At 71.4% G+C, this 19,977-nt stretch carries 19 protein-coding genes; 8 read left to right on the plus strand and 11 right to left on the minus strand.

Going from position 1 to position 19,977, the window contains the following annotated elements; genetic code table 11:
* Window positions 1–88 precede the first annotated feature (88 nt).
* A complete protein-coding gene (locus tag ACIBJF_RS40890; protein WP_399181789.1) occupies window positions 89–550 on the plus strand; it encodes a hypothetical protein in 462 nt (153 codons plus the stop codon).
* Between the two features lie 75 nt (window positions 551–625).
* Here the strand turns inward: ACIBJF_RS40890 and argS are convergent, their stop codons facing one another.
* The 4 genes from argS to ACIBJF_RS40910 are packed head-to-tail and all read right to left on the minus strand — an operon-like array spanning window position 626 to window position 5,237.
* Window positions 626–2,287, minus strand: a complete 1,662-nt coding sequence (gene argS, locus ACIBJF_RS40895; RefSeq protein ID WP_399181790.1) for an arginine--tRNA ligase — start codon at window positions 2,285–2,287, stop codon at window positions 626–628.
* A gap of 60 nt (window positions 2,288–2,347) precedes the next feature.
* Window positions 2,348–3,538 carry a DSD1 family PLP-dependent enzyme gene (locus ACIBJF_RS40900; RefSeq protein ID WP_399181792.1) on the minus strand — a complete coding sequence of 397 codons (1,191 nt, stop codon included), beginning with the start codon at window positions 3,536–3,538 and terminating at the stop codon, window positions 2,348–2,350.
* A 12-nt stretch (window positions 3,539–3,550) separates the two neighbouring features.
* A complete protein-coding gene (locus ACIBJF_RS40905; protein WP_399181793.1) occupies window positions 3,551–4,183 on the minus strand; it encodes a transcriptional regulator in 633 nt (210 codons plus the stop codon).
* A 34-nt stretch (window positions 4,184–4,217) separates the two neighbouring features.
* Complete coding sequence (locus tag ACIBJF_RS40910; protein ID WP_399181795.1) at window positions 4,218–5,237, minus strand: helix-turn-helix transcriptional regulator; 1,020 nt, start codon at window positions 5,235–5,237, stop codon at window positions 4,218–4,220.
* A gap of 212 nt (window positions 5,238–5,449) precedes the next feature.
* On the opposite strand from ACIBJF_RS40910, the gene ACIBJF_RS40915 reads away from it, so the two are divergent.
* Window positions 5,450–6,736: an APC family permease gene (locus ACIBJF_RS40915; protein WP_399181797.1), complete on the plus strand. Its 1,287-nt coding sequence runs from the start codon at window positions 5,450–5,452 to the stop codon at window positions 6,734–6,736.
* Window positions 6,737–6,984: 248 nt separating this feature from the next.
* Here ACIBJF_RS40915 and htpG read toward each other — a convergent pair whose 3' ends face one another.
* A complete protein-coding gene (htpG, locus tag ACIBJF_RS40920; RefSeq protein ID WP_399181799.1) occupies window positions 6,985–8,883 on the minus strand; it encodes a molecular chaperone HtpG in 1,899 nt (632 codons plus the stop codon).
* A 222-nt stretch (window positions 8,884–9,105) separates the two neighbouring features.
* Between htpG and ACIBJF_RS40925 the strand changes: the two genes are divergently transcribed.
* Complete coding sequence (locus ACIBJF_RS40925; RefSeq protein WP_356313007.1) at window positions 9,106–9,453, plus strand: DUF1330 domain-containing protein; 348 nt, start codon at window positions 9,106–9,108, stop codon at window positions 9,451–9,453.
* Window positions 9,454–9,667: 214 nt separating this feature from the next.
* Here the strand turns inward: ACIBJF_RS40925 and ACIBJF_RS40930 are convergent, their stop codons facing one another.
* Window positions 9,668–9,949: a hypothetical protein gene (locus ACIBJF_RS40930; RefSeq protein WP_399181801.1), complete on the minus strand. Its 282-nt coding sequence runs from the start codon at window positions 9,947–9,949 to the stop codon at window positions 9,668–9,670.
* Window positions 9,950–10,091: 142 nt separating this feature from the next.
* Between ACIBJF_RS40930 and ACIBJF_RS40935 the strand changes: the two genes are divergently transcribed.
* Complete coding sequence (locus tag ACIBJF_RS40935) at window positions 10,092–10,709, plus strand: TOPRIM nucleotidyl transferase/hydrolase domain-containing protein (RefSeq protein ID WP_399181803.1); 618 nt, start codon at window positions 10,092–10,094, stop codon at window positions 10,707–10,709.
* 51 nt (window positions 10,710–10,760) lie between these two features.
* Window positions 10,761–11,165, plus strand: coding sequence for a RidA family protein (locus tag ACIBJF_RS40940; protein WP_399181805.1), 405 nt, complete (start codon window positions 10,761–10,763; stop codon window positions 11,163–11,165).
* A 14-nt stretch (window positions 11,166–11,179) separates the two neighbouring features.
* Here the strand turns inward: ACIBJF_RS40940 and ACIBJF_RS40945 are convergent, their stop codons facing one another.
* Complete coding sequence (locus tag ACIBJF_RS40945; RefSeq protein WP_399181807.1) at window positions 11,180–11,611, minus strand: ester cyclase; 432 nt, start codon at window positions 11,609–11,611, stop codon at window positions 11,180–11,182.
* Window positions 11,612–11,741: 130 nt separating this feature from the next.
* Between ACIBJF_RS40945 and ACIBJF_RS40950 the strand changes: the two genes are divergently transcribed.
* Window positions 11,742–12,512, plus strand: a complete 771-nt coding sequence (locus tag ACIBJF_RS40950; protein ID WP_399181810.1) for an NPP1 family protein — start codon at window positions 11,742–11,744, stop codon at window positions 12,510–12,512.
* Between the two features lie 89 nt (window positions 12,513–12,601).
* The gene (locus ACIBJF_RS40955) at window positions 12,602–12,907 is read left to right on the plus strand and encodes a hypothetical protein (protein WP_399181859.1); all 306 of its coding nucleotides are present in this window, start codon (window positions 12,602–12,604) and stop codon (window positions 12,905–12,907) included.
* A 22-nt stretch (window positions 12,908–12,929) separates the two neighbouring features.
* On the opposite strand, the gene ACIBJF_RS40960 is transcribed toward ACIBJF_RS40955, so the two are convergent.
* Genes ACIBJF_RS40960 through ACIBJF_RS40970 form a run of 3 tightly spaced genes read right to left on the minus strand, consistent with a single transcriptional unit; the run spans window position 12,930 to window position 15,447 of the window.
* Entirely contained in the window at window positions 12,930–13,511 is a 582-nt protein-coding gene (locus ACIBJF_RS40960; protein WP_399181811.1) for an NADPH-dependent FMN reductase, read from the minus strand.
* Window positions 13,508–14,512 (minus strand): RNA polymerase sigma-70 factor, encoded by a 1,005-nt coding sequence (locus ACIBJF_RS40965; protein ID WP_399181813.1) that lies wholly within the window; start codon window positions 14,510–14,512, stop codon window positions 13,508–13,510. The genes ACIBJF_RS40960 and ACIBJF_RS40965 overlap by 4 nt, the downstream gene beginning before the upstream one ends.
* Window positions 14,509–15,447, minus strand: coding sequence for an NAD-dependent epimerase/dehydratase family protein (locus ACIBJF_RS40970; RefSeq protein WP_399181815.1), 939 nt, complete (start codon window positions 15,445–15,447; stop codon window positions 14,509–14,511). The genes ACIBJF_RS40965 and ACIBJF_RS40970 overlap by 4 nt, the downstream gene beginning before the upstream one ends.
* Before the next feature lie 198 nt (window positions 15,448–15,645).
* Here ACIBJF_RS40970 and ACIBJF_RS40975 point away from each other — a divergent pair, with 198 nt between their 5' ends.
* The gene (locus ACIBJF_RS40975; protein WP_399181818.1) at window positions 15,646–16,425 is read left to right on the plus strand and encodes a hypothetical protein; all 780 of its coding nucleotides are present in this window, start codon (window positions 15,646–15,648) and stop codon (window positions 16,423–16,425) included.
* On the opposite strand, the gene ACIBJF_RS40980 is transcribed toward ACIBJF_RS40975, so the two are convergent.
* Window positions 16,422–19,976, minus strand: a complete 3,555-nt coding sequence (locus ACIBJF_RS40980) for a protein kinase (RefSeq protein WP_399181821.1) — start codon at window positions 19,974–19,976, stop codon at window positions 16,422–16,424. The genes ACIBJF_RS40975 and ACIBJF_RS40980 overlap by 4 nt on opposite strands.
* Window position 19,977: the final 1 nt, after the last annotated feature.

Raw genomic sequence — 19,977 nt, forward strand, 5'->3', positions numbered from 1 at the left:
CTGACGGCGATCCGGCTATCCCTGCCCTGCTCCGCAGGAGTCCGATTCCTCCCCGGCCTGACGGCCGGGGCATCCTCGGAGGAACCCGGTGAACGTGCTCCTCGGCTACGACGCACGGGGCGGCTACGGCCACGGCGACCACGTCAGGGTGCACGAGGTCGGCAGGCGTGCCGCGGAACTCGCCGGGGTGCCGCGTGTGCTGGAGGCGACGATCCCGCGCGATGTGGTGGCGCGCCTGGTGAAGCTGGTGCGCGTGCTGAGGATCCCGTTGCGCTTCGACGCGGACGCGGTGCGCACCGCCTACACCTCGCGCGCGGCCATCACCCACACGGTGGATGTCCGGCGGTTCGCGGCACGGAAGCGGGCGGCTCTCGCCGCTCATCGTTCACAGGTGTCGGGCACCGGTCGGATTGCTCCGGTGCTGAGGGTGCTGGTCCGGATTCCGGCCCCTGTCTTCGGGTGGCTGTTCGGCCGGGAGTGGTTCGTCGAGGCGTATGCGGCTGCGGCGCCGTCCGACGTCGTCGCCGACGTCTTCCGACCGGTCTCCTAGCATCCGCCTACCGGCCTCCGAGCATCCCCCGACCGGCCTTCCGGCAGCGGCCGCCGACCTGCGAACCGGGTGGGCTCACATCCGTTCCGGCGCCGACACGCCGAGCATTCGCAGCCCGTTGCGCAGCACCAGCCTGGCGGCCTCCGTCAGCCACAGCCGGGCCCGGGTACGGTCGTCCGGGGTCTCGCCGGCCCGCGGCAGGACCCGGCACGCGTCGTAGAAGCGGTGGTAGGCGCCGGCCAGCGCCTCCAGGTAGTGCGCCACCCGGTGTGGTTCGCGCAGTGTGGCCGCGGTGGTCACGACCTGCGGAAACTCGGCCAGCATGCCCAGCAGGTCCGCTTCGCGTCCGTGGGTGAGGAGGGCGGGGTCGAATTCCTCCGGGGCGCCCTTGTCGATCCCGGCTTCCCTCGCCTTGCGCAGGACGGCACAGGGCCGGGTGTGGGCGTACTGGACGTAGTAGACCGGGTTGTCGTTCGACTGCCGGGTCAGCAGGTCGATGTCCAGGTCGATCATCGCGTCCACGCTGGCCCGCGCCAGCGCGTACCGGGCGGCGTCGACGCCGACCGCCTCGGTCAGGTCGTCGAGGGTGAGGACCGTACCCGCGCGCTTGCTCATACGGACCGGCCTGCCGTCCTTGACGAGGTTGACCAGTTGGCCGATGAGGATCTCCAGATGCCGGTCCGGGTCGTCGCCGAAACAGGCCGCCATGGCCCGCATCCGGCCGACATAGCCGGCGTGGTCGGCGCCGAGCATGATGACGACCCGCTCGAAGCCCCGGGACCGCTTGTTCAGGTAGTACGCGCAGTCCGCGGTGAAGTACGTCCAGGATCCGTCGCTCTTGACCAGCACCCGGTCCTTGTCGTCGCCGAAGTCCGTGGTGCGCAGCCAGAGTGCGCCGTCGGACTCGTAGACGTGGCCGCCGTCGCGCAACCGGGTGACGGCGGCGTCCAGGTCCCCCCGGTCGTGCAGGTCCTTCTCGTTGAAGTAGGTGTCGAAGCGGGTTCCGAACGCGGCGAGCGACGTCTTGATCTCGTCGAACATCAGCTCTGTGCCCACCGCCCGGAACACGGCGGAGGACTCGCTCTCCGGCAGGTCCAGGGCGCCGGGGTGGTGCCGCAGCACGGCGTCCGCGATCTCCTGGATGTACGCGCCGCTGTAGCCGTCCTCGGGCACCGGCAGGCCCTGCGCGGCGGCGAGCAGCGAGCGGACGAAGCGGTCGATCTGCACGCCGGCGTCGTTGAAGTAGTACTCCCGCGACACGCCCGCGCCCGCGGCCTCGAGCAGCCGGGCGAGGACGTCGCCCACGACCGCCCAGCGGGCTCCGCCGATGTGCACCGGGCCGGTGGGGTTGGCGGAGACGAACTCCAGGTTGAGCCGCAGGCCGCCCAGCCGGTCGGTGCGGCCGTAGGCGTCGCCGGCCAGGACGATGTCCCGGGCCAGGGCGCCGATCGCCGCGGTCTCCAGCGTGATGTTGAGGAACCCGGGGCCCGCGACCTCGGCCTTCGCCACTCCGGTGGCCGCGCTCACCAGCGGCGCCAGCACCTCGGCGACGGCGCGGGCGGGCATGCCGGCGGACTTGGCGAGCTGCAGGGCGACGTTGGTCGAGTAGTCACCGTGGCCGCGGTGCCGGGGGCGCTCCACGCGGATCTCCTCGGGCGCCTCTGCCGAGATGCGTCCGGACTGGATGGCCGTGTGGATGCCGTCGGTGACGACGGCCGCGAGATCCGCTGGAGTCACAGGGGCGACGCTAGCGGAACCGACGGCGCCTCTGACATCGAATTTCCCGGCGGCTGGTGGTCACCAGCCGGTGACACGTTCCCAGAAGGTCTCGATCGCGGGGACACGGTCGGTCCGGCGGGTGCCGTCGACGACGTGGTAGCCACGGTGCTGGGCCGCGGTGGCGCAGGCGTGGTTGGGCAGGATGCGCAGGCGGGTGCCGATCGGCAGGTCGGGCAGGTCGGCGCCGTCGCGGGCCGTGAGGGTGCCGTGCTCCTGGCTCGCGGCCGTCATGACCAGACCCGGGACGAGGTTGCCGGCGAGGTCGGTGACCAGGCCGTAGCCCTGGTCCTGGGCCTGCGCGGCCGTCCCGCGGTCGCGCGACATGGCCATCCAGCCGCCGTCGGTCATGATCCACCCGTACTCGGGGCGGTGCCCGATGACGGTCACGACCACCGACAGGGCGATGTCCTCGACCCGGCAGACACCGAGTCCGGCCATGACCAGGTCGAAGAAGACGTAGTTCCCCGCGCGCAGTTCGGTGACGCCGGTGAGGTCCTCGGCGGCGTGCGCGGTGGGGGTCGAGCCCACGCTGACGACGTTCAGGGGCAGACCGGCCGCGCGCAGCCGCTCGGCCGCGGCGACGGCGGTGTCGCGTTCGTTCTTCGCCGCGAGGCGCTGTTCCTCGGCGGTGTGGGCGAAGTAGGACTCTCCGGCGTGGGTCAGGACGCCGTCCAGACAGCCTGCGTCGTGCAGGACGCGGCCGATGGCGAGGAGGGCGGGGTCGTCGGGCCTGAGGCCGCCGCGGTGGCCGTCGCAGTCGATCTCGATCTGGGTGGGCAGGGCGACGCCCGCCAGGCGGGCGGCTTCGGCGACGGACGACGCCTGCTCGACGCTGTCCAGCAGGATGCGCAGGGTGACGCCCCGACGCAACAGTGCGATGACGCGCGGGAGTTTGTGCGGGTCGATGCCGACGGCGTACGTGATGTCGGTGTAGCCGCCGTCGGCGAACGCCTCGGCCTCCGCCAGGGTGGAGACGGTGACCGGACACGGCGTGCCGGAGTGCAGGAGGGCGGCGGCGTCGAGGCTCTTGGCGGTCTTGACGTGCGGGCGCAGGGTGACCGCGAGACGGTCGGCCCTGGCCTTGAGGCGTGCGATGTTCCGCCGCATCGTGTGGACGTCGACGACGGCGAAGGGGGTGTCCGGATCGGCCAGGGTTCGTGCCGGGGCCCAATGAGCGATGCTCTCCTGGGTGTTCACAGGAAGATTCACGGAAAAATGCCCCTACTTGGCATAGTTGTAGACGGTCGCCCGGGAGACACCCAGCAGGTCCGCGATGGTCTGTGCGGCGTCGCGCGAGTCGAAGTAGCCGTCCCGCTGCAACTGCCGTACGAGCGCCTTCTTTTCCTCCCGGCTCAGCGAACGGGGAGTCGCGGCGCGCTCCGCGGCATGCACCTCCACCGCCTGCCGCAGTTCGCGCGCGGTGCGGTCCCGCAGGGTCTCCAGGGGCTGCTCGCGGTGCTTGGTGTCCGTGGCCACCAGGTTGGACAGGGTGAGGGTCACCGGCGACAGCACGGACACGTCCAGGTTCAGGCAGAGAGCCGCGATGTACTCCCCCGCGGCGTTCTTGATGCCGATGGACGTGCTTTTCGCGGGTCGGCCGTCCGGGAACTGGTTGGGGTAATTCTGAATGACACTGGGGTAGTCGGGGTCTTCGATGCGGGCCAGGCCCAGCTCCGTGGCGGAGTCCCCGACCCGGCGCCCGGAGAGGTTGTTCTCGATCGCCCGGATCGCGTGCTCGGGGTCGCGCAGGTCGTGCAGCACCACCTCGCACAGGCCCGGGAACATGCGCCCCAACGCCACGGCGATCTTCTCGGCCTCACGGATGAGGTGCTCGTCGGCCCCGGCCTCTCCCACGGGAAGTCTCTCCCCCCATACTTAGACCAATTTTCTATCTCTGGATGCCTAGTCTAGGTGAGGCTTCGTGTTTGTCCAGCGGGTCACGGTAGGTGTCGACCAGGGCATTGATCGTCTGTGTCATCAGGGCCCGCAATCCGGCGGGCGCCACGACCTCCGCCTCCGCTCCCAGGCGCAGCAGCATGCCGACGGCGTGTTCCGCGGACTCGATGGGCATGACGACCTGAACCCGTCCGTCGGGACCCGGGGGTCCGGCGCTGTCCTGGGCGGCGCGTGCCACCGCCGGTTCCATGAGGTCGGGCAGCTTCGTCAGGACCTTTGGTGTCAGTCGTACGACCGCTTCGTCCCGCAGTCGGCGGGCGTCGAAGTCGGCCAGGTAGCTCTGCCAGTGCGCGGCCAGGTCGAAGTCATGGGGACGCTCGAAGCGGTCCTTCAGCACCTGGGTCCGCAGGATCTGGGAGACGCGGTAGGTGCGCACGCCCGCCGGCCGGGCCGCCACCAGGTACCAGCGGCCGGACTTGAGCACCAGCCCGTAGGGGTCCAGCGTGCGGGTCACCTCCTGGGGTGCCGTCCACCGCCGGTAGCGCACGCGGATGCGGCGCTGTCGCCACACCGCGTCGGTGACGGCGGCCAGGTGCGGGGTCGGGTCCGATTCGGCGTACCAGCCGGAGGGGTCCAAGTGGAACCGCTGCCGTATCTCACCGGTGCGGTCGCGCAGTTCCTCGGGCAGGGCGGCCGCCAGCTTGAGCTGGGCGGTGGCGAGTACGGTCCCGAGCCCGAGGTCCGCGGCCGGTCCGGGCAGTCCGGCCAGGGAGAGTGCCTGCGCCTCGTCGCGGGTCAGTCCGGTCAGGCGGGTACGGAAACCGTCGAGCAGTCGGTAGCCGCCGTCGTGACCGGGGTCGCCGTAGAGCGGGACTCCGGCCGCGGAGAGCGACTCCATGTCCCGGTACACCGTGCGGACGGACACCTCCAGTTCGTCGGCGAGTTGCCGGGCGGTCATCCGGCCGCGGGTCTGGAGCAGCAACAGGGCGGACAGCAGTCGGCTCGCACGCATGACGGAAGTCTGCCGCACTCCACTGACAGGGGTTGTCAGGGAAGCCGGGCTACTTTCCCGGCCGGGCATACGCCCCACGCACGGACGGGACACGGCAAAGGACATGAGCAGATGAGCGACGCAACCACCCGCGAGCCCGGTGTCGGGGACTTCGAATTCCAGGTGGACACCTGGGACATGACGGACCGGAGGCTGGACGCGAAGGCCTCCGCATGACCAGGGCTCCGGCCCCGGTGGACCTGCCGGCCCGGCCCGCCGGGAGTCTGACCGTCTGGCAAGGGACGGCGCTGTACGTCGGCGCGGTGCTCGGCACCGGTGTGATCGCCCTGCCGGCGTTGGCGACCCGGGCGGCCGGGCCCGCCTCACTGCTCGCCTGGCTCGGGCTGGTGCTGCTGTCGGTGCCGCTCGCGGCCACGTTCGCGGCGCTCGGCGCCCGCTACCCGGACGGCGGCGGGGTCTCGACCTACGTTCGGCATGCCTTCGGCGCGCGGGCGGCGGCGGTGGTCGGCTGGTGTTTCTACTTCGCCGTACCGGCGGGTGCTCCGGCTGCGGGCATGTTCGCCGGTGCGTACGTCGCGGGCGCGTTCGGCGGCGGCCGGCGCACGGTGCTGGTCACCGCTGGGGTCCTGCTGGTCCTGGTGGCGGTGGCCAACGGCTTCGGTGTGACGGTGTCCGGCCGACTGCAACTCGCGCTGGCCGTGCTGCTCGTCACGCTGTTGCTGACCGCGGTGCTGACCGCGCTGCCGCACGCCCAGCTGCGGAACCTGCATCCGTTCGCACCGCACGGCTGGTCCGCGACCGGCTCTGCCGCGGCGCTGCTGGTGTGGAGCTTCGCGGGCTGGGAGGCCATCACCCACCTCGCCGCCGACTTCCGCCGCCCGTCACGCGACCTGCCCCGCGCCACCGCCGTTGCGGTCGCCGTCGTGGGCGTGCTCTACCTCGCCGTCGCGGCCACCAGCATCCTGGTGCTCGGCCAGGACGCCGGCACCTCCGACGCCCCGCTGGCCGAACTGCTCGCCCTCGGCATCGGCGGCACGGTCCACGTACTGGCCGCGACCGCCGCCGTGCTGCTCACCCTCGGCACGATGAACGCCTACTTCGCCGGCGCGGCCAGACTGGGCGCCGCGCTCGGTCGCGACGGCGCGCTGCCCGCCTGGCTCGACCGGGGCGGCAGCGCCGGCGAGGTGCCACGCCGCAGCCCGGCGGTCGTGACAGGCCTCTCGGGCCTCGCCCTCGCCGCCACCGCGATCGCCGACGTGGGCCCACAGCCGCTCGTGCTGCTCACCACCGGGTCGTTCGTGACCGTGTACACCCTGGGCACCGCCGCCGCAGTACGGCTCCTGCCCCGAGGCGGCCCGCCGCACCGCTGTGCCCTCCTCGCGCTCGCCGCGGTCGCCGCCCTCCTCGTCATGACGGGCTGGTACCTGCTGTGGCCGCTGGTCATCACAGCGGGCGCGCTGTGCTATCAGCGGCGGCGCCGGGCGGTGGCCGGGCGGTGAGGACGGTCTGTCGTATCCGGGCAGATCGGCCGGGGGGGGGGGGGCGCGGGGGGGGGGGGGCCCCCCCCCGCGGGGGGGGGGGCCGGGGCGGCCCCCCCGCCCCCCCGCCGGCCCCACCGTGTACCAAAAGCCGGGGGGGGGGGGGGGGGGGCGCGGGGGGGGGCGCGGGGGGGGGGGCCCCGGCCGGGGGGGGGGGGCGCCCCCCCCCGGGGGGGCGCCCCCCCCCCCGGCCGTCTGGCGAGTCCGCGTTACAGCGCGCGTTCCAGGCGGTCCGCCATCAGCTTGACGAAACGGGCGGGGTCCTTGGGCTGGCCGCCCTCGGCGAGTACCGCCAGACCGTGCAGGAGTTCTGCGGTCTCGATGAGCCCCGTGCGGTCCTCGCGCTCCTTGTACGCCTGGTTGAGGCCCTTCACCAGCTGGTGGCCCGGGTTGAGCTCCAGGATCCGCTTGGCGCGGGGCACCTCCTGGCCCATCGCGCGGTACATGTTCTCCAGCGCCGGGGTCAGGTCGTTCGCGTCAGAGACGACACAGGCTGGGGAGACGGTGAGACGGGAGGACAGGCGTACCTCCTTGATGTCCTCGTCCAGTTGCTCCTGCATCCAGCCGAGCAGGCCGGCGTAGTCCTCGGTCTGCTTCTCCCGCTCGCCCTCAGAGGCGTCGTCGCCCTTGGCGTCGAGGTCGATCTGCCCCTTGGCGACGGACCGCAGCTTCTTTCCGTCGTACTCGCCGACGGCGTCGGCCCACACCTCGTCGACGGGGTCGGTGAGCAGCAGCACCTCGATGCCCCGGTCCCGGAAGGCCTCCATGTGCGGTGAGTTCTCGATGCTCTGCCGGGACTCGCCGGTCAGGTAGTAGATGTCCTCCTGGCCGTCCTTCATCCTCTCGACGTAACTCTTCAGCGTGGTCGGCTCGGTGTCGTCGTGCGTGCTCGCGAACGACGCGAGGGCGAGGATGGCGTCGCGGTTCTCCGGGTCGGTGACCAGCCCCTCCTTCAGGACGGTGCCGAACTCCCGCCAGAACGTGGCGTATCGGTCCCGGTCCTTGGTCATCATGTCCTTGACCGTGGACAGGACCTTCTTCGTCAGCCGCCGCCGCATCATCTCGATGTGCCGGTCCTGCTGGAGGATCTCGCGGGACACGTTGAGCGAGAGGTCGGCCGCGTCGACGACACCCTTGACGAAGCGGAGGTACGGCGGCAGCAGCGCCTCGCAGTCGTCCATGATGAACACGCGCTTGACGTACAGCTGCACCCCACGCCGGAAGTCCCGGGTGAACAGGTCGTGCGGAGCGTGCGCGGGCAGGAACAGCAGGGCCTGGAACTCGAAGGTGCCCTCCGCCTGCAGCCGGATCGTCTCCAGCGGATCGCGCCAGTCGTGCCCGATGTGCTTGTACAGCTCGTGGTACTCGTCGTCGGACACCTCGTCACGCGACCGCGCCCACAGCGCCTTCATCGAGTTCAGCGTCTCGGGCTCGCGCGCCTCGTCGCCCTCGCCCTGGTCCGGGACCATCCTGATGGGCCAGGTGATGAAGTCCGAGTAGCGCTTGACGATCTCCCTGATCTTCCACGGGGAGGTGTAGTCGTGGAGCTGGTTCTCCGGGTCGGCTGGCTTGAGGTGGAGGGTGACCGAGGTGCCCTGCGGCGCGTCGTCGACCGGCTCCAGCGTGTACGTGTCCTCGCCGCGCGACGTCCACCGCGTGCCCTGGCTCTCGCCGGCGCGCCGGGTGACCAGGGTGACCTCGTCCGCCACCATGAAGCCCGAGTAGAAGCCGACGCCGAACTGTCCGATCAGCCCCTCCGCCCCCGCCGCGTCCTTGGCCTCCCGCAACTCCTGGAGGAACTGTGCGGTGCCGGAGTTGGCGATGGTGCCGATGAGCTTCCCGACCTCGTCGTACGACATTCCGATGCCGTTGTCCCGCACGGTGAGGGTGCGGGCGTCCTTGTCGATGTCGATCTCGATGTGCAGGTCGGACACGTCGGCGTCCAGCGAGTCGTCCCGCAGCTTCTCCAGACGCAGCTTGTCCAGCGCGTCGGAGGCGTTGGAGACGAGTTCACGCAGGAAGACGTCCTTGTTGGAGTAGACCGAGTGGATCATCAGCTGCAGCAGCTGACGGGCCTCTACCTGAAACTCGAGCGTTTCAGTCGGCATGTTCGCGAATTCCTCACAGGTGTATCGCCGGAACTGATGCCAGCCACTGTAAAACACCATGTCAGGACTGTCGGCCGGAGACGCCGACGGTGGCTGGTTCCACGCCTCGCGGCCACGCCCGGTTCAGCTCGTCCCCCGCATTACCTGGCAGGTCATCGACCTCGGCACGCACCGGAGGCAGGATCGTGAACAGCCCAGCAGCCGACCAACGGGAGGGACACCATGACCGCCTACGCGATCGCTCATCTTCGGGAAGCCGCTCCGCACCCGGAGATCGCCGAGTACATCGCGCGCATCACCGCCACCTTCGAGCCGTACGGCGGCCGGTTCCTCGTACACGGCAGTGCGCACGAGGTGAAGGAGGGCGCATGGCCCGGGCACGTCGTCGTGATCGGCTTCCCGTCGATCTCGCAGGCGCGCGCCTGGTGGGACTCCGAGGAGTATCAGGCCATCGCGCCCCTGCGCTCGCGGCACATCGAGGGCGACATCATCCTGGTTCCGGGCGTGAGCGAGGACTACGACGCGAGCGCCACGGCACGGGCCATGCTGGCGGCTCTTCCCCCTTCCTGAATCGGTGGGGCTCGAAGTGACGGCTCGGCGCCGCCGTCGCGGTACGCGCGGGCCACTTCTGTCGGAGCGTCGACCTGGAACCCCGGCCTTCCGCGGCTTCGGTGGGGTCAGTGCCTCGGGCCCGGCCGCGTGCCCCGACTCGATCACCTGGGCCGTCCCCCGCAGATCGCGCTGGGCCGCCCGCGCGGGCACGCCGTTCGTTCAGCCCGCCGTGTCACTGCACATCGCGCACAGCGAGGAGTTCGATCGCCGCTCCGGACGATTCCAGCAGGGGCGTGGCAGAGGAGCGCCGGGGGTCTGCCCGGTACGCGGCGAAGTCCTCGTCGCCGGGAAAGCTGACGAGGTGGGCTTCGACGCGGTCGTCCGGAGTGCGCAGCCGCCGTTCGAGTCGCCCCCCGTGCTCGGCGAGGAGCGGCAGCACGGCGCTCTCGTAGGCGTCGAAGGCGTCCAGGCGTCCCTCCGGCAGGCGTGCGAGCATCAGGTAAGTGACGGCCATGGATCCTCCCCGAGACTGGTGCGCGCCGATCTTGTGGCAGTTTCGCACCCGGACGCCGCGGGAGTGGCACCTGCGCAGCGCCCGTCGACGGGCCGGGGGAAATTCCCTGCCACCGTGGCCGGGAAAGGCGCAGACTCATCTCATGGCTGACATGACGTCGTTCCGGGAAGCCGTCACCGCGTGGGCGGCCGGTCGCCCCGGCGACCCCGCGCGCCAGCTGGCCGAGCGGCTGTCCGTCCGGACCGCCGTCCTGCTCGAAGGGCTGAGCGACGTAGCGGCGGTCGATGCGCTGGCCGCGCGCCGCGACCGGGACCTGGCGGCCGAAGGCGTCTGCGTCCTGTCGATCGGCGGTGCGATGAGTGTCGGGCGCTTCGCCCGCCTCCTCGGGCCATCCGGCCTGGGCCTGCGCCTCACGGGACTGTGCGACGAGGCGGAGCGCGGCTACTACGCCCGCGCGTTGGAGGGGGCCGGCTCGGCACAGCAGGGGTTCTTCGTGTGCACGGCGGATCTGGAGGACGAGCTCATCCGCGCGCTGGGCGTGACACGGGTGGAGGAACTCGTGCGAGCGGAGGGCGACCTGCGTGCCCTGCAGACCTTCCTGCGTCAGCCCGCGCAACGGGGCCGCACCGCGCACCAGCGGTTGCGGCGCTTCCTCGGCACGAAGAAGGGGCGCAAGATCCACTACGGCCGTGTCCTCGTCGAGGCCCTCGCCCCCGACCGCGTACCCGCCCCACTCGACGACCTGCTGACCAGCCTCTGAAAAGCGGATGTCCGCTCCCGTGAGGCAGGCCATGTACAGCACAATGCCCGCGTGATCGAAGGCATCCACACCGACAAGGCCCCGTTCGTCCGCTTCCCCGATGGCAGCGAGCCCCCCTTGTCCCAGGCCATCAGGGTCGGCGACTTGGTGTTCACGTCCGGTCAAGGCCCGCTCGACCCGGTCACGCACGAGATACCGGACGACTTCTCCGCACAGGTCCGGCAGGTGCTGCACAACCTCGTCGCGGTCGTCGCCGCCGCGGGAAGCAGGAAGGAGCTGATCGTCAAGTGCACCTGCTACCTCAGCGACGGCGGCGACTTCGCCGACTTCAACAGGGTCTACCGCGAGTTCTTCGCGGACTGCCCGCGGTTTCCGGCTCGGACGACGGTCGTCACGCAACTCGTGCGCCAGGGCGTGCGCGTCGAGATCGACGGTGTGGCCACCGTGGGCCGGTGAACCGACCGGATCGTCTACGAGACGGCTCCCAGCTGGCGCATCTGTGAGAAGACATCGACCACACCCCAGATCTCGGCGATCCGGCCGCCCTCGAACCGGAAGACGAAGATCTCGCCGTAGGTGACGGACCTGCCGGTCGGCGGCATCCCCCGATACTCGCCCCGGTGGGTCCCGGTCACCGTGTTCCGGGCCACGACCTTGTCCCCCTCGGCGATCACATCCTCGACCTCGACGTGAACGTCGGGGAACGCGCGGAGGAGCACCGTCCACACCTGTTTGAGTGCCTGCGCTCCCGTCATGCCCATCGGCACCGGGGCGTGGAACAGAACGTCCGGTGCCACGAGCTCATCGATCGTCTTCGAGATGATCTCCGGATCCCTGGTGCTCACGGCGTCATGAAAACGCGCGGCCGTCGCCTTGTTGCGCGCTGCCTCATCGACTGACATACGACTTCTCCTCAGGCTGGTAAGGATCCAACTACCTTGCTCCACCACTTACTTCACTGCTTGACGAAAGCCGTCCACGCCTTTAGGTTCATGGCTCCCGCCACCCCCACGTGAAGGGCACCCCCAACTCATGGCCAAGTCCCCTTCCACGGCCGCCTTGACGGCCGCCGCCGCCCTCGCCGCGCTGGCCCTCGTGGTGTCCCTGCCGGGCCGCGCCGACGCCAACGTCCTGCAGTTGCTGCCGCAGAACGCCGACGGCCTGGAGCAGACCTTCTCGCCCGCCTACGACTACGACGGCGACGGCTGCTACGCCACCGCCGCCATCGGCGCCGACGGCACCATCAACCCCGGTCTGAAACTCGGCGGCGACGTCAACGGCCACTGCCATGACTACGCCCAACTCGCCAACGCCAACACCTACTCACGGGAGAAGTGCAACAACGGCTGGTGCGCCGTCATGTACGCCAGCTACTTCGAGAAGGACCAGGCGACCCTCGGCCCGGCGGCCATCGGGCACACCCACGACTGGGAGCACGTCGTGGTGTGGATCAACAACAACGAGGTCCAGTACGTCTCGGTGTCCCAGCACACCAGCTACCAGGTGGCCGCCCGCTCCTCGGTCCGCTTCGACGGCACCCACCCGAAGATCGTCTATCACAAGGACGGCCTCTCCACCCACGACTTCCGCTTCGCCAACAGCAACGACGAGCCTCCCGAGAACGTGACCGGCGGTTGGTTCTACCCCCGCCTGGTGGGCTGGAACGGCTACCCGGCCGGCTTCCGGGACAAGCTTCTGAGCGCCGACTTCGGCGAAGCCACCATCAAGATCAAGGACGGCGACTTCCAGTACGCGCTGGCGCACTCCATGCCCTCGGGCATCCCCTTCGACCCGAACGCCTGACCCGTATTCCGTTGAAGGTCTCGTGGACGGACCATAGGGTCACCCTCATGTCTCTGCGTCACCAGATGCGTCAAGCCCTGCGAGAAGCGATGCGTGCCCGCGACAAGGTGGCGGTGAGCGCCCTGCGTTCCACCCTTGCCGCGGTGGACAACGCCGAGGCGGTGCCGGTGGGTTCGGCCGGACTCCGGGGCTTGGCCATCGAGCAGGCGCCGGTCGGTGTCGGCGCCACCGAGGCCGCCCGGCGTGAGCTGAGCGAACAGCACATCACCGACATCGTGCGCGCCGAGGCCGACGAACGGCTGACGCTCGCGGAGCAGTTCACGGCGCCCGTGCAGGCCGACCGGGCATCGCGGCTGCGCGCGGAGGCCGCCGTTCTCCTCCGGCTCCTCGACTGAGGCCAGGCCCGTCGGCATCCGTTCAGGCCGCCGCCGGGGACGCCGCACGGAGCGGGGCGAGCGCCTGCGCCCAGGCCAGCAGTTCGTCGACCAGGCCGTGCACCTCGGGCACGTGCAGCTCCTGCGGACGGAAGTCGGTGAAGTTCACGAAGTCCTCGCGCAGCGACAGCGCCACCTGCGGTCCGATGTCCGCCATGCGCAGCACACCCGCCTGGGCGCGCAGCTTCTGCACCGCCATGACGGCGCCGAAGACGCCGTAGCCCACGTAGGCGACCGGCTTGCCGCCCCACTCCTCGTGGAGGTAGTCGATGGCGTTGGTCAGGGAAGCCGGAGGGGCGGTGTTGTATTCGGGGGTGACGACGATGAAGGCGTCGTACGAGCCGACCCGCTCGGCCCAGCGCCTGGTGTGCGGTCGTTCGCCCGGCGCCACGAGCGCCGGGACCGCTTCGTCGAGCAGCGGCAGCGCGTACTCCTTCACGTCGACGAGTTCGAAGTCCGCCGCCTCGCCCGCGTGTTCGACGGCGAGGTCCCGTACCCACTCGGCCACCCGGTCGCCCTTGCGGCCGGGGCGGGTGCTGCCGATGATGACGCCGATCCTGATCACGTCCGATTCTCCTGTTCTGCTTCCCGTACGCGTTCCGGTACGGACTTTCCAGTGGTGGCCGGGTCTGCCGGTTGCGGGCCGGCCATGTCCCGGCGGGCCTGCTCTGCCTCGCGCAGCAGGGCCCAGGCGTCCGCGACGGGACCCATGTGGCCGAGCTTGTCGGGATTGCTGACCGTGCGGATCGCCTGGATCCGCCCGTCGAGGATGTCGAGGGTCCAGGTGTTGACGACCTTGCCGTCGCGGTCGCGGAAGACCGCGCCCGGCTGGCCGTTGACCTGGCGTGGCTCCATGGCGCCGCCGATACGGAGGAACGGCAGGAGGAGCTGGTCGAGCATCTGGCACATCTGGTCGACGCCGTGGATCGCCTCGGCCCACCGCGGGGCCTTGCCACCGCTGTCCGCGGCCATCTGCACGTCGGCGGCGAGGAGTTGCCGCAGCCCGTCGACGTCACCGTTCTTCAAGGCGTCGAAGAACCGTTCCGCGAGCTCCTCGCGTTCCTTCCGGTCGGCCTCGAAGCGGGGCCTGCCGGCGTCCATGTGGCGGCGCGCCCGTACGGCGAGCTGTCGGCAGGCCGCCTCGGAGCGTCCCACGGCGGCGGCGATGTCGGGGAAGCCGAAGGCGAACACCTCCCGCAGTACGAAGACGGCCCGTTCGAGCGGGCTGAGCCGCTCCAGCAGGAGCAGGGAGGCCATGGACAGCGAGTCGGCCAGTTCCGCCGCGTGCTGGGGGTCCTGGTAGGGGTCGGTGAGCAGCGGCTCGGGGAACCACGGTCCGACGTACTCCTCGCGCCGTACCCGGGCCGAGCGCAGCACGTCGATCGAGATGCGGGTGACCGTGGCCGAGAGATACGCCCTGGTCGAGGTCGGCCGTGTGGTGGAGAGGTCGTAGCGCAGCCAGGTCTCCTGGACCGCGTCCTCGGCCTCGGCCACACTGCCCAGGATGCGGTAGGCGATCGAGAACAGCAGGGGCCGCAGTTCCTCGAACTCCTCGACCCGGCTCACGCCAGCCCCTCCTTGAAGCCCTGGCGCCACGAGGGATAGCGCAGCTGCCAGCCGAGTTCACGCTTGGCCTTGGCGTTGGAGAAGCCCCGGCCCTCGGTCATCATCGTCACCACGACCTCCCCGGCCAGCAGCCGGGCCAGCCACTTCGGCACCCGCATGGGAGGCTTGGCACCCGCGCAGGCCGCCAGATACGGCAGCCATTCGCTCTCCGGGGCGGGTTCGTCGTCGACGATGTTGAAGACGCCCCTCGCCTGCTGCTCCACGGCGAGGACGGTGGCGCTTGCCGCGTCGTCGAGATGCACCCACGAGGCGTACCCGGTGCCGTCCCCGACCAGTGGGAACTGCCGCTTGCGGACGAGTTCGAGCTGGTCGTCGGTGGCGCCCGGCCCGTAGAACCCGCCGTAGCGCAGAATCGCGCCGCCGGCCTTGCCGACCGAGTCCTCCACGTGCCGCAGCGCTGCCATCGCCGCGTAGGCGGGCGTCCCCTCATGCAGGTCCAGCGGGTCCTCCTCGGTCTTCACCCATCCGCCCTCGCGGATGCCGTTCCAGTTGGCGTAGCCCTGCGCGACGACGTGCGGTACGCCGGTCGCCTCGGCCGCCGCCAGGAGGTGGTCGGTTCCCTCGGTGCGCAGCCTGATGGTGGGCAGGGACCACCGGTCGAAGTGCTTCAGATCGGGTTTGCCGGCGTGCGCGAGGCTGATCCCGGTCATCTGGTGGACGATCACGTCCGGCCGGGCGGCCGCCACCGCCTCGCCGACGGACACCGCGTCCAGTCCGTCCATGACGACGGCTCTCGCGCCCAGTCTCTCGGCCTGTCCGAGCTTGGTCGCGCTCGTCGTCGTGGCCGTCACCTGGTGGCCCCGGGCTACGAGTCGCGGTATCAGCCGCCGCCCGAGCACGCCGGTTCCGCCCGCCACGAACACCCGCATGACCATCACCTTCCTGATCCCAAGTCGTTCTCCGGGATCTGAGACGAGACAGCCCGCCGGTCTGTGACATGGGTGAGCCGATCTTCGGAGCAGGAGGCCGGCAACCGGGTTTCACCGGCGGGAACTTCGGCGGCTGTTCCGGTCGTCTTCCTGTTACCGACGGCCTCCCCGCGTGGCAGGCCGGAGCTTCGCGGAGGTCGACAGATGCCCAGAACGGCTGCGGGCAGATTCGTGTACTGGTCGGATCGCCTCGTCGAGGAGGTGATCGACTCCAACGGCATTCGTCTCGACCCCCGTCTCAAGTCGGTCGTCAAGGTGGGTGCCGGGGGCGCGGGAGTCGAACTCAGCGGTCACGAACGGAGCAGGGTGACCCGCTTCGAGATCATGAAGAAGATCTCGAAGAAGCTGGGCGGTCAGCTGGTGTCCGACCTCGACGCTCCCGGCCCGCTCCCCTTCGTCCAGGGGCAGGGCCGGGCCGATGTCACCGAGTTCCAGCGGTGGCGGTCCGTCACGGAGGACGGCATGCGCCAGGAGACCTGCCTGGTGCACGTCCGGCAGGTCAGCGGGCGCGGCTGCCGGGTCGACCTTTGTCTGTTCGGCAGCCTGGGCAATCTGACCGGCTACACCGCGCCGGCCGAGCAGGCGACGGGATGGACGTCGTCGGCCGCTCCCGCGATCGACGAGTTCGTCGCCAGCCGGGGAGCGCGCATCCCCCGGTTGTACGACGCCGAGTCCGTGGCGGTCGAGGCGCTGAGAGCGGCGCTGTATCAAGGCATGCGCGGCGACCCGACCGACCATCGCCCGCGCCCGGAGACCCGCGCATACACCATCGCGGGCATCGACTCCTGTCAGTACGCGGCCGTCGTCTACCACGACGTCACGCTCACCCCGGGCCGCTGGGACTTCCGGCACGAGCCCGAACTGGACGGCGCCCGGCGCATCCTCGTGGGCGCCCCGCTGTGGCTGCGGGCCACCGGTTCCTAGGCGCCGCCCGCCCCACCGAGGCGGGCGAGGTCGGCGTGAGCCCTTTCCATCCAGCGCCGGGCGTTGCGGTGGTCGTGGCGCAGTGCCTCGTCCTCCAGGGTCCGCAGTGCGGCACGCAACGACTCCGTGTCGCCGCGTGAGCCGTGCAGCATGATCGGTGCGGACAGCGTCCGCAGGTACCGCTCCACCAGGTCGCTGCGCCGGTGCTCGACGACGAGGGTGCGGTAGGCCGCCACACCCCGGGCGAAGGCGCTCACGGCAACAGCGTCGCGACGGCACATCATGGCGTACGTGCCGAGCCGCAGGGCGGCCTCCCCGTACACGTGCTCGGCGCTCGCTCCGGGGTGCCTGGCGGTGAGCCAGGCGAGCTTGCCGACGAGTTGCTCCAGCAGCACGGAGGCGTCGCGTGTCGCCCCTCGGGACCCGATGCCGACGGCCGACTGCATGTCCTTCTCGAATGCGGCGAGTTGAGCGGGCACGCGGGAGGGCGTGACGGCGAGCAGTGCGCGCAGCTCCTGCCACTGCTCGCTGAGCGCCTCGAACATGAAGGCGTGCAGGTCGCCGCCCCTGCGGTGGGCGGGCTTCGGCGAGTCGGGCAGCCACCGGCTCGCGAAGCGGACGGCGCGGCCGAGAGCGGGATCGTCGGCTGCCAGCGCGGCGTGCCGGGACACCGCCTGCTCCAGGGCGCGTTCGGCGCCTTCGATGTCGCCGAGGCAGACCAGTGCGGTGGCGAGCACAGCGGTCACGCGTGAGGCTTCCATGGCGAGGTCGTCCCGGCCCCGGGCGATCAGCGCGGAGTACTGGTCGAGGGCGTCGCGCGCGGCCTCGGCCGCCTCGGCCGTGGTGCCGTACAGCAGCCGTGCGTTGCCCACACGCTGAGCGCTCTGCGCGAGCTCCGCCGACGGTGGGTGAACCCCGGGCGACCGGGCGAGGGCGGCGTGCGCCGTCTCCTGCGCGCTCAGGGCCCGCTCGTAGGCGCCGAGGTCGCCGTACGCCCCGGAGAGGGTCTCCAGGGTCAGCACGTACATGCCGGCCGTCGCCGGCCGCAGGGCCGGGTCGGCGACGTCGTGCGTCCGGCCCGCCGTGTCGCCGGGTGCGCCCAGGGCGTCGAGGGCCCGGCCGCATGCCTCCAGCGCTTCCTGGGGCCGGCCGGTGCGGCGCAGCCACACGGCGCGGCCGCGGTGCACGGCCGCCGCTTCCGGGTCGGGCACCGGCGCGGACTCCGCGTACTCGGGCGCGGCCAGGATCGCCAGCGCCTCGGTCAGACAGCGTTCGGCCTCCTCGGGTGCGTCGGCGTCGAGCGCGGTCTGGGCGAGCTTGGACAGGGCGTGCAGGAACCTGGGGCCCCAGGCCGCGACACCGTCCAGTGCGACGAGCCGGCGCCACAGATCGAGCGAGGTGCGCGCGTGCTCCAGGCCGCGCGCCGGGTCCTCAAGGATGCCGATGAGGTTGGCCAGGTCGTCATGGGCCCTGGCGAGGTGGTCGGCGTCGGCCGCGTCGCCGGCCAGCAGCACGGCCCGCTCCAGGTGGCGCACCGCCTCGGCGTAGCTGTCGCGCGCGGCGTGCACCCGGCCGGCGAGTTCCTCGTCCCGGCCGCGCAGGATCAGCGCCTCGCCCAGGCGCCCGGCCAGTTGGTGCACACCTTCGTCGCGCACCATCGGGGTGAGCACCCCTACGGCGTCGGCCGCGTGCCCCGGCGCTCCCGCCTGCGCCCGCTGGACGGACAGGGCGGCGCGCATCTCGCGGGCGCGCCGGTCGCCCGGGGCGCGGTCCAGGTACCCGTTCAGCACGGCGTCGGCCTTGCGCCAGAGTTCGGTGGCACGCCGCTCGTTGCGGCGCGTGTGCTCGGCGGCGGCGAGGTTCATCAGGCTGGGCACGACGTCCAGCGGGTCGTCGGACCGCTGGAACTCCTCGGCGGAGGCCTCGTACAGCTGCACGGCCCGGGCCAGCAGCGTGGCCCGACGCGGCCCGGCCTCCTCGTCGGCTCTGTCGCTCAGGATGTTGGCCTCCAGCAGCAGGGCGTGGGCCAGGATGCTCCCCCGCCCCGGTTCACCCGGCCGCCTCCGGGCGAGGGCGACGGCGCGCTCTGCGGTGTCCAGTGCGGCGGCCAGGTCGCCGGTGCGGCGCTGGAGGCGGCACAGTGAGCCGAGGACGGAGGACAGCAGCCCGCCCTGATCGTCCGCGAGACGGGCGGCGAGGTCGGCGGCCGTGCGGTATTGCGCGAGGGCGCCGCCGACGTCGCCTAGCGCTTCGAGGACCCGGCCGGTCTCCGCCACGCACCGGCCGCGCGCGAACGCCGTGTCCGGAGTGTCCCGCTGGTGTGGGGGCAGACTGTCGAGCACCCGCCGGGTCTCCCGCAACGCCCGTAGATCGCCGAGCAGTTGGGCTCGTGGGCCACCGGCGTCGAGGGGCCAGAAGTCCATGGCGTCGCGCTCGTCCAGGCCCGCCGTGCGGTAGGCGTAGTGCAGCAGCCCGCGCGGGTCGTGCCACGGGCCGCCGCCGGGGACACGCCGTTCGTACAGCGGCTCCCGCCCGCCCGACTCGGCCGCGGCCCGGACCGGCGGGGGCGCCGCGAGGGGCTCGCCGGTCTCCTGTTGCGCGATCCGCAGGACCGTCTCGGCGAGCTCACCGAGCGGGTGGGGGCGTTCGCCGGGTTCCCTGTGGAAGCAGCGCTCCAGCAGGTCGGCCAGGGCGGTCGGCACAGGCAGCGAGGTGGGTGTCAGCGGCCGGGTCCGCGCGGCCTGCAGGACGAGGCCGGCCACGGTTCCCGCCGGCCAGATGCGCTCGCCCACCAACAGCTCCAGGACGGTGACCGCCCAGCTCCACACGTCCGTGCCGACGCCGACCCGCCGTCCCTCGGCCTGCTCGGGCGACGCGTACGCGGGCGTTCCGGCGGCGGCGCCGGAGACCTGCAGGGAGGCCTCGGAGCCGGGCCGGGGCGGGTGCAGCTCCTGGCGCAGGATGCCGCGCATCAGCTCGCGCTGCTGTTCGTCGGTGCCGGGTACGGCGGTGATGTACTGGATCACCGCTTCGAGTTGCCCGCGCTTGTCCTGCCCCCAGGCCGGGGTCGCGGCCAGCCCGAAGTCGGTCAGCCGTACCCTGCCGTCGCCGCCGACCAACAGGTTGGCGGGCTTGACGTCCAGGTGCAGCAGGCCGGCCTCGTGGGCGGCCGCCAGCCCCCAGGCGGACTGGGCCGCCGCGGTCAGGACACGCCGCAGCGCAGCTCGCTCACCGCCCTCGTACAGCGCCCCGGATCGGAGCCGGTCGGCCAGTGAGCCGCCCGGAGCGTACTCGCTGAAGACCACGACCTCGTCACCGAGGCTGCGGGCGAACCGGCAGGGCGTGATGTACGGGTGCTCCGGCAGGTCGATCCAGCGCTGCACCTCGGCGAGCAGCCGTGCCTGATGCGCCGGATCGGTACTGTGCAGCCGTTTGACCGCGTACGGCTCCCCGGTGCGGCGCGAGCGGACCAGTACGACACCGGCGAACCCTCCGCTGCCCAGCGGCCGTTCGACCGTGAACTCGCCCAGGAACGTGCTGCCTGCTTCCATC

Source organism: Streptomyces sp. NPDC050743 (assembly GCF_044456925.1).
In the GTDB taxonomy this organism is placed as follows: domain Bacteria; phylum Actinomycetota; class Actinomycetes; order Streptomycetales; family Streptomycetaceae; genus Streptomyces.

Excerpts from the sequence above, each read along its gene's own strand:
- ACIBJF_RS40910 (WP_399181795.1), bottom strand. The coding sequence starts at position 5,237 with ATGCGTGCGAGCCGACTGCTGTCCGCCCTGTTGCTGCTCCAGACCCGC.
- ACIBJF_RS40915 (WP_399181797.1), top strand. The coding sequence starts at position 5,450 with ATGACCAGGGCTCCGGCCCCGGTGGACCTGCCGGCCCGGCCCGCCGGG.
- htpG (WP_399181799.1), bottom strand. The coding sequence starts at position 8,883 with ATGCCGACTGAAACGCTCGAGTTTCAGGTAGAGGCCCGTCAGCTGCTG.
- ACIBJF_RS40925 (WP_356313007.1), top strand. The coding sequence starts at position 9,106 with ATGACCGCCTACGCGATCGCTCATCTTCGGGAAGCCGCTCCGCACCCG.
- ACIBJF_RS40930 (WP_399181801.1), bottom strand. The coding sequence starts at position 9,949 with ATGGCCGTCACTTACCTGATGCTCGCACGCCTGCCGGAGGGACGCCTG.
- ACIBJF_RS40935 (WP_399181803.1), top strand. The coding sequence starts at position 10,092 with ATGGCTGACATGACGTCGTTCCGGGAAGCCGTCACCGCGTGGGCGGCC.
- ACIBJF_RS40945 (WP_399181807.1), bottom strand. The coding sequence starts at position 11,611 with ATGTCAGTCGATGAGGCAGCGCGCAACAAGGCGACGGCCGCGCGTTTT.
- ACIBJF_RS40950 (WP_399181810.1), top strand. The coding sequence starts at position 11,742 with ATGGCCAAGTCCCCTTCCACGGCCGCCTTGACGGCCGCCGCCGCCCTC.
- ACIBJF_RS40955 (WP_399181859.1), top strand. The coding sequence starts at position 12,602 with ATGCGTGCCCGCGACAAGGTGGCGGTGAGCGCCCTGCGTTCCACCCTT.
- ACIBJF_RS40970 (WP_399181815.1), bottom strand. The coding sequence starts at position 15,447 with ATGGTCATGCGGGTGTTCGTGGCGGGCGGAACCGGCGTGCTCGGGCGG.
- ACIBJF_RS40975 (WP_399181818.1), top strand. The coding sequence starts at position 15,646 with ATGCCCAGAACGGCTGCGGGCAGATTCGTGTACTGGTCGGATCGCCTC.
- ACIBJF_RS40980 (WP_399181821.1), bottom strand. The coding sequence starts at position 19,976 with ATGGAAGCAGGCAGCACGTTCCTGGGCGAGTTCACGGTCGAACGGCCG.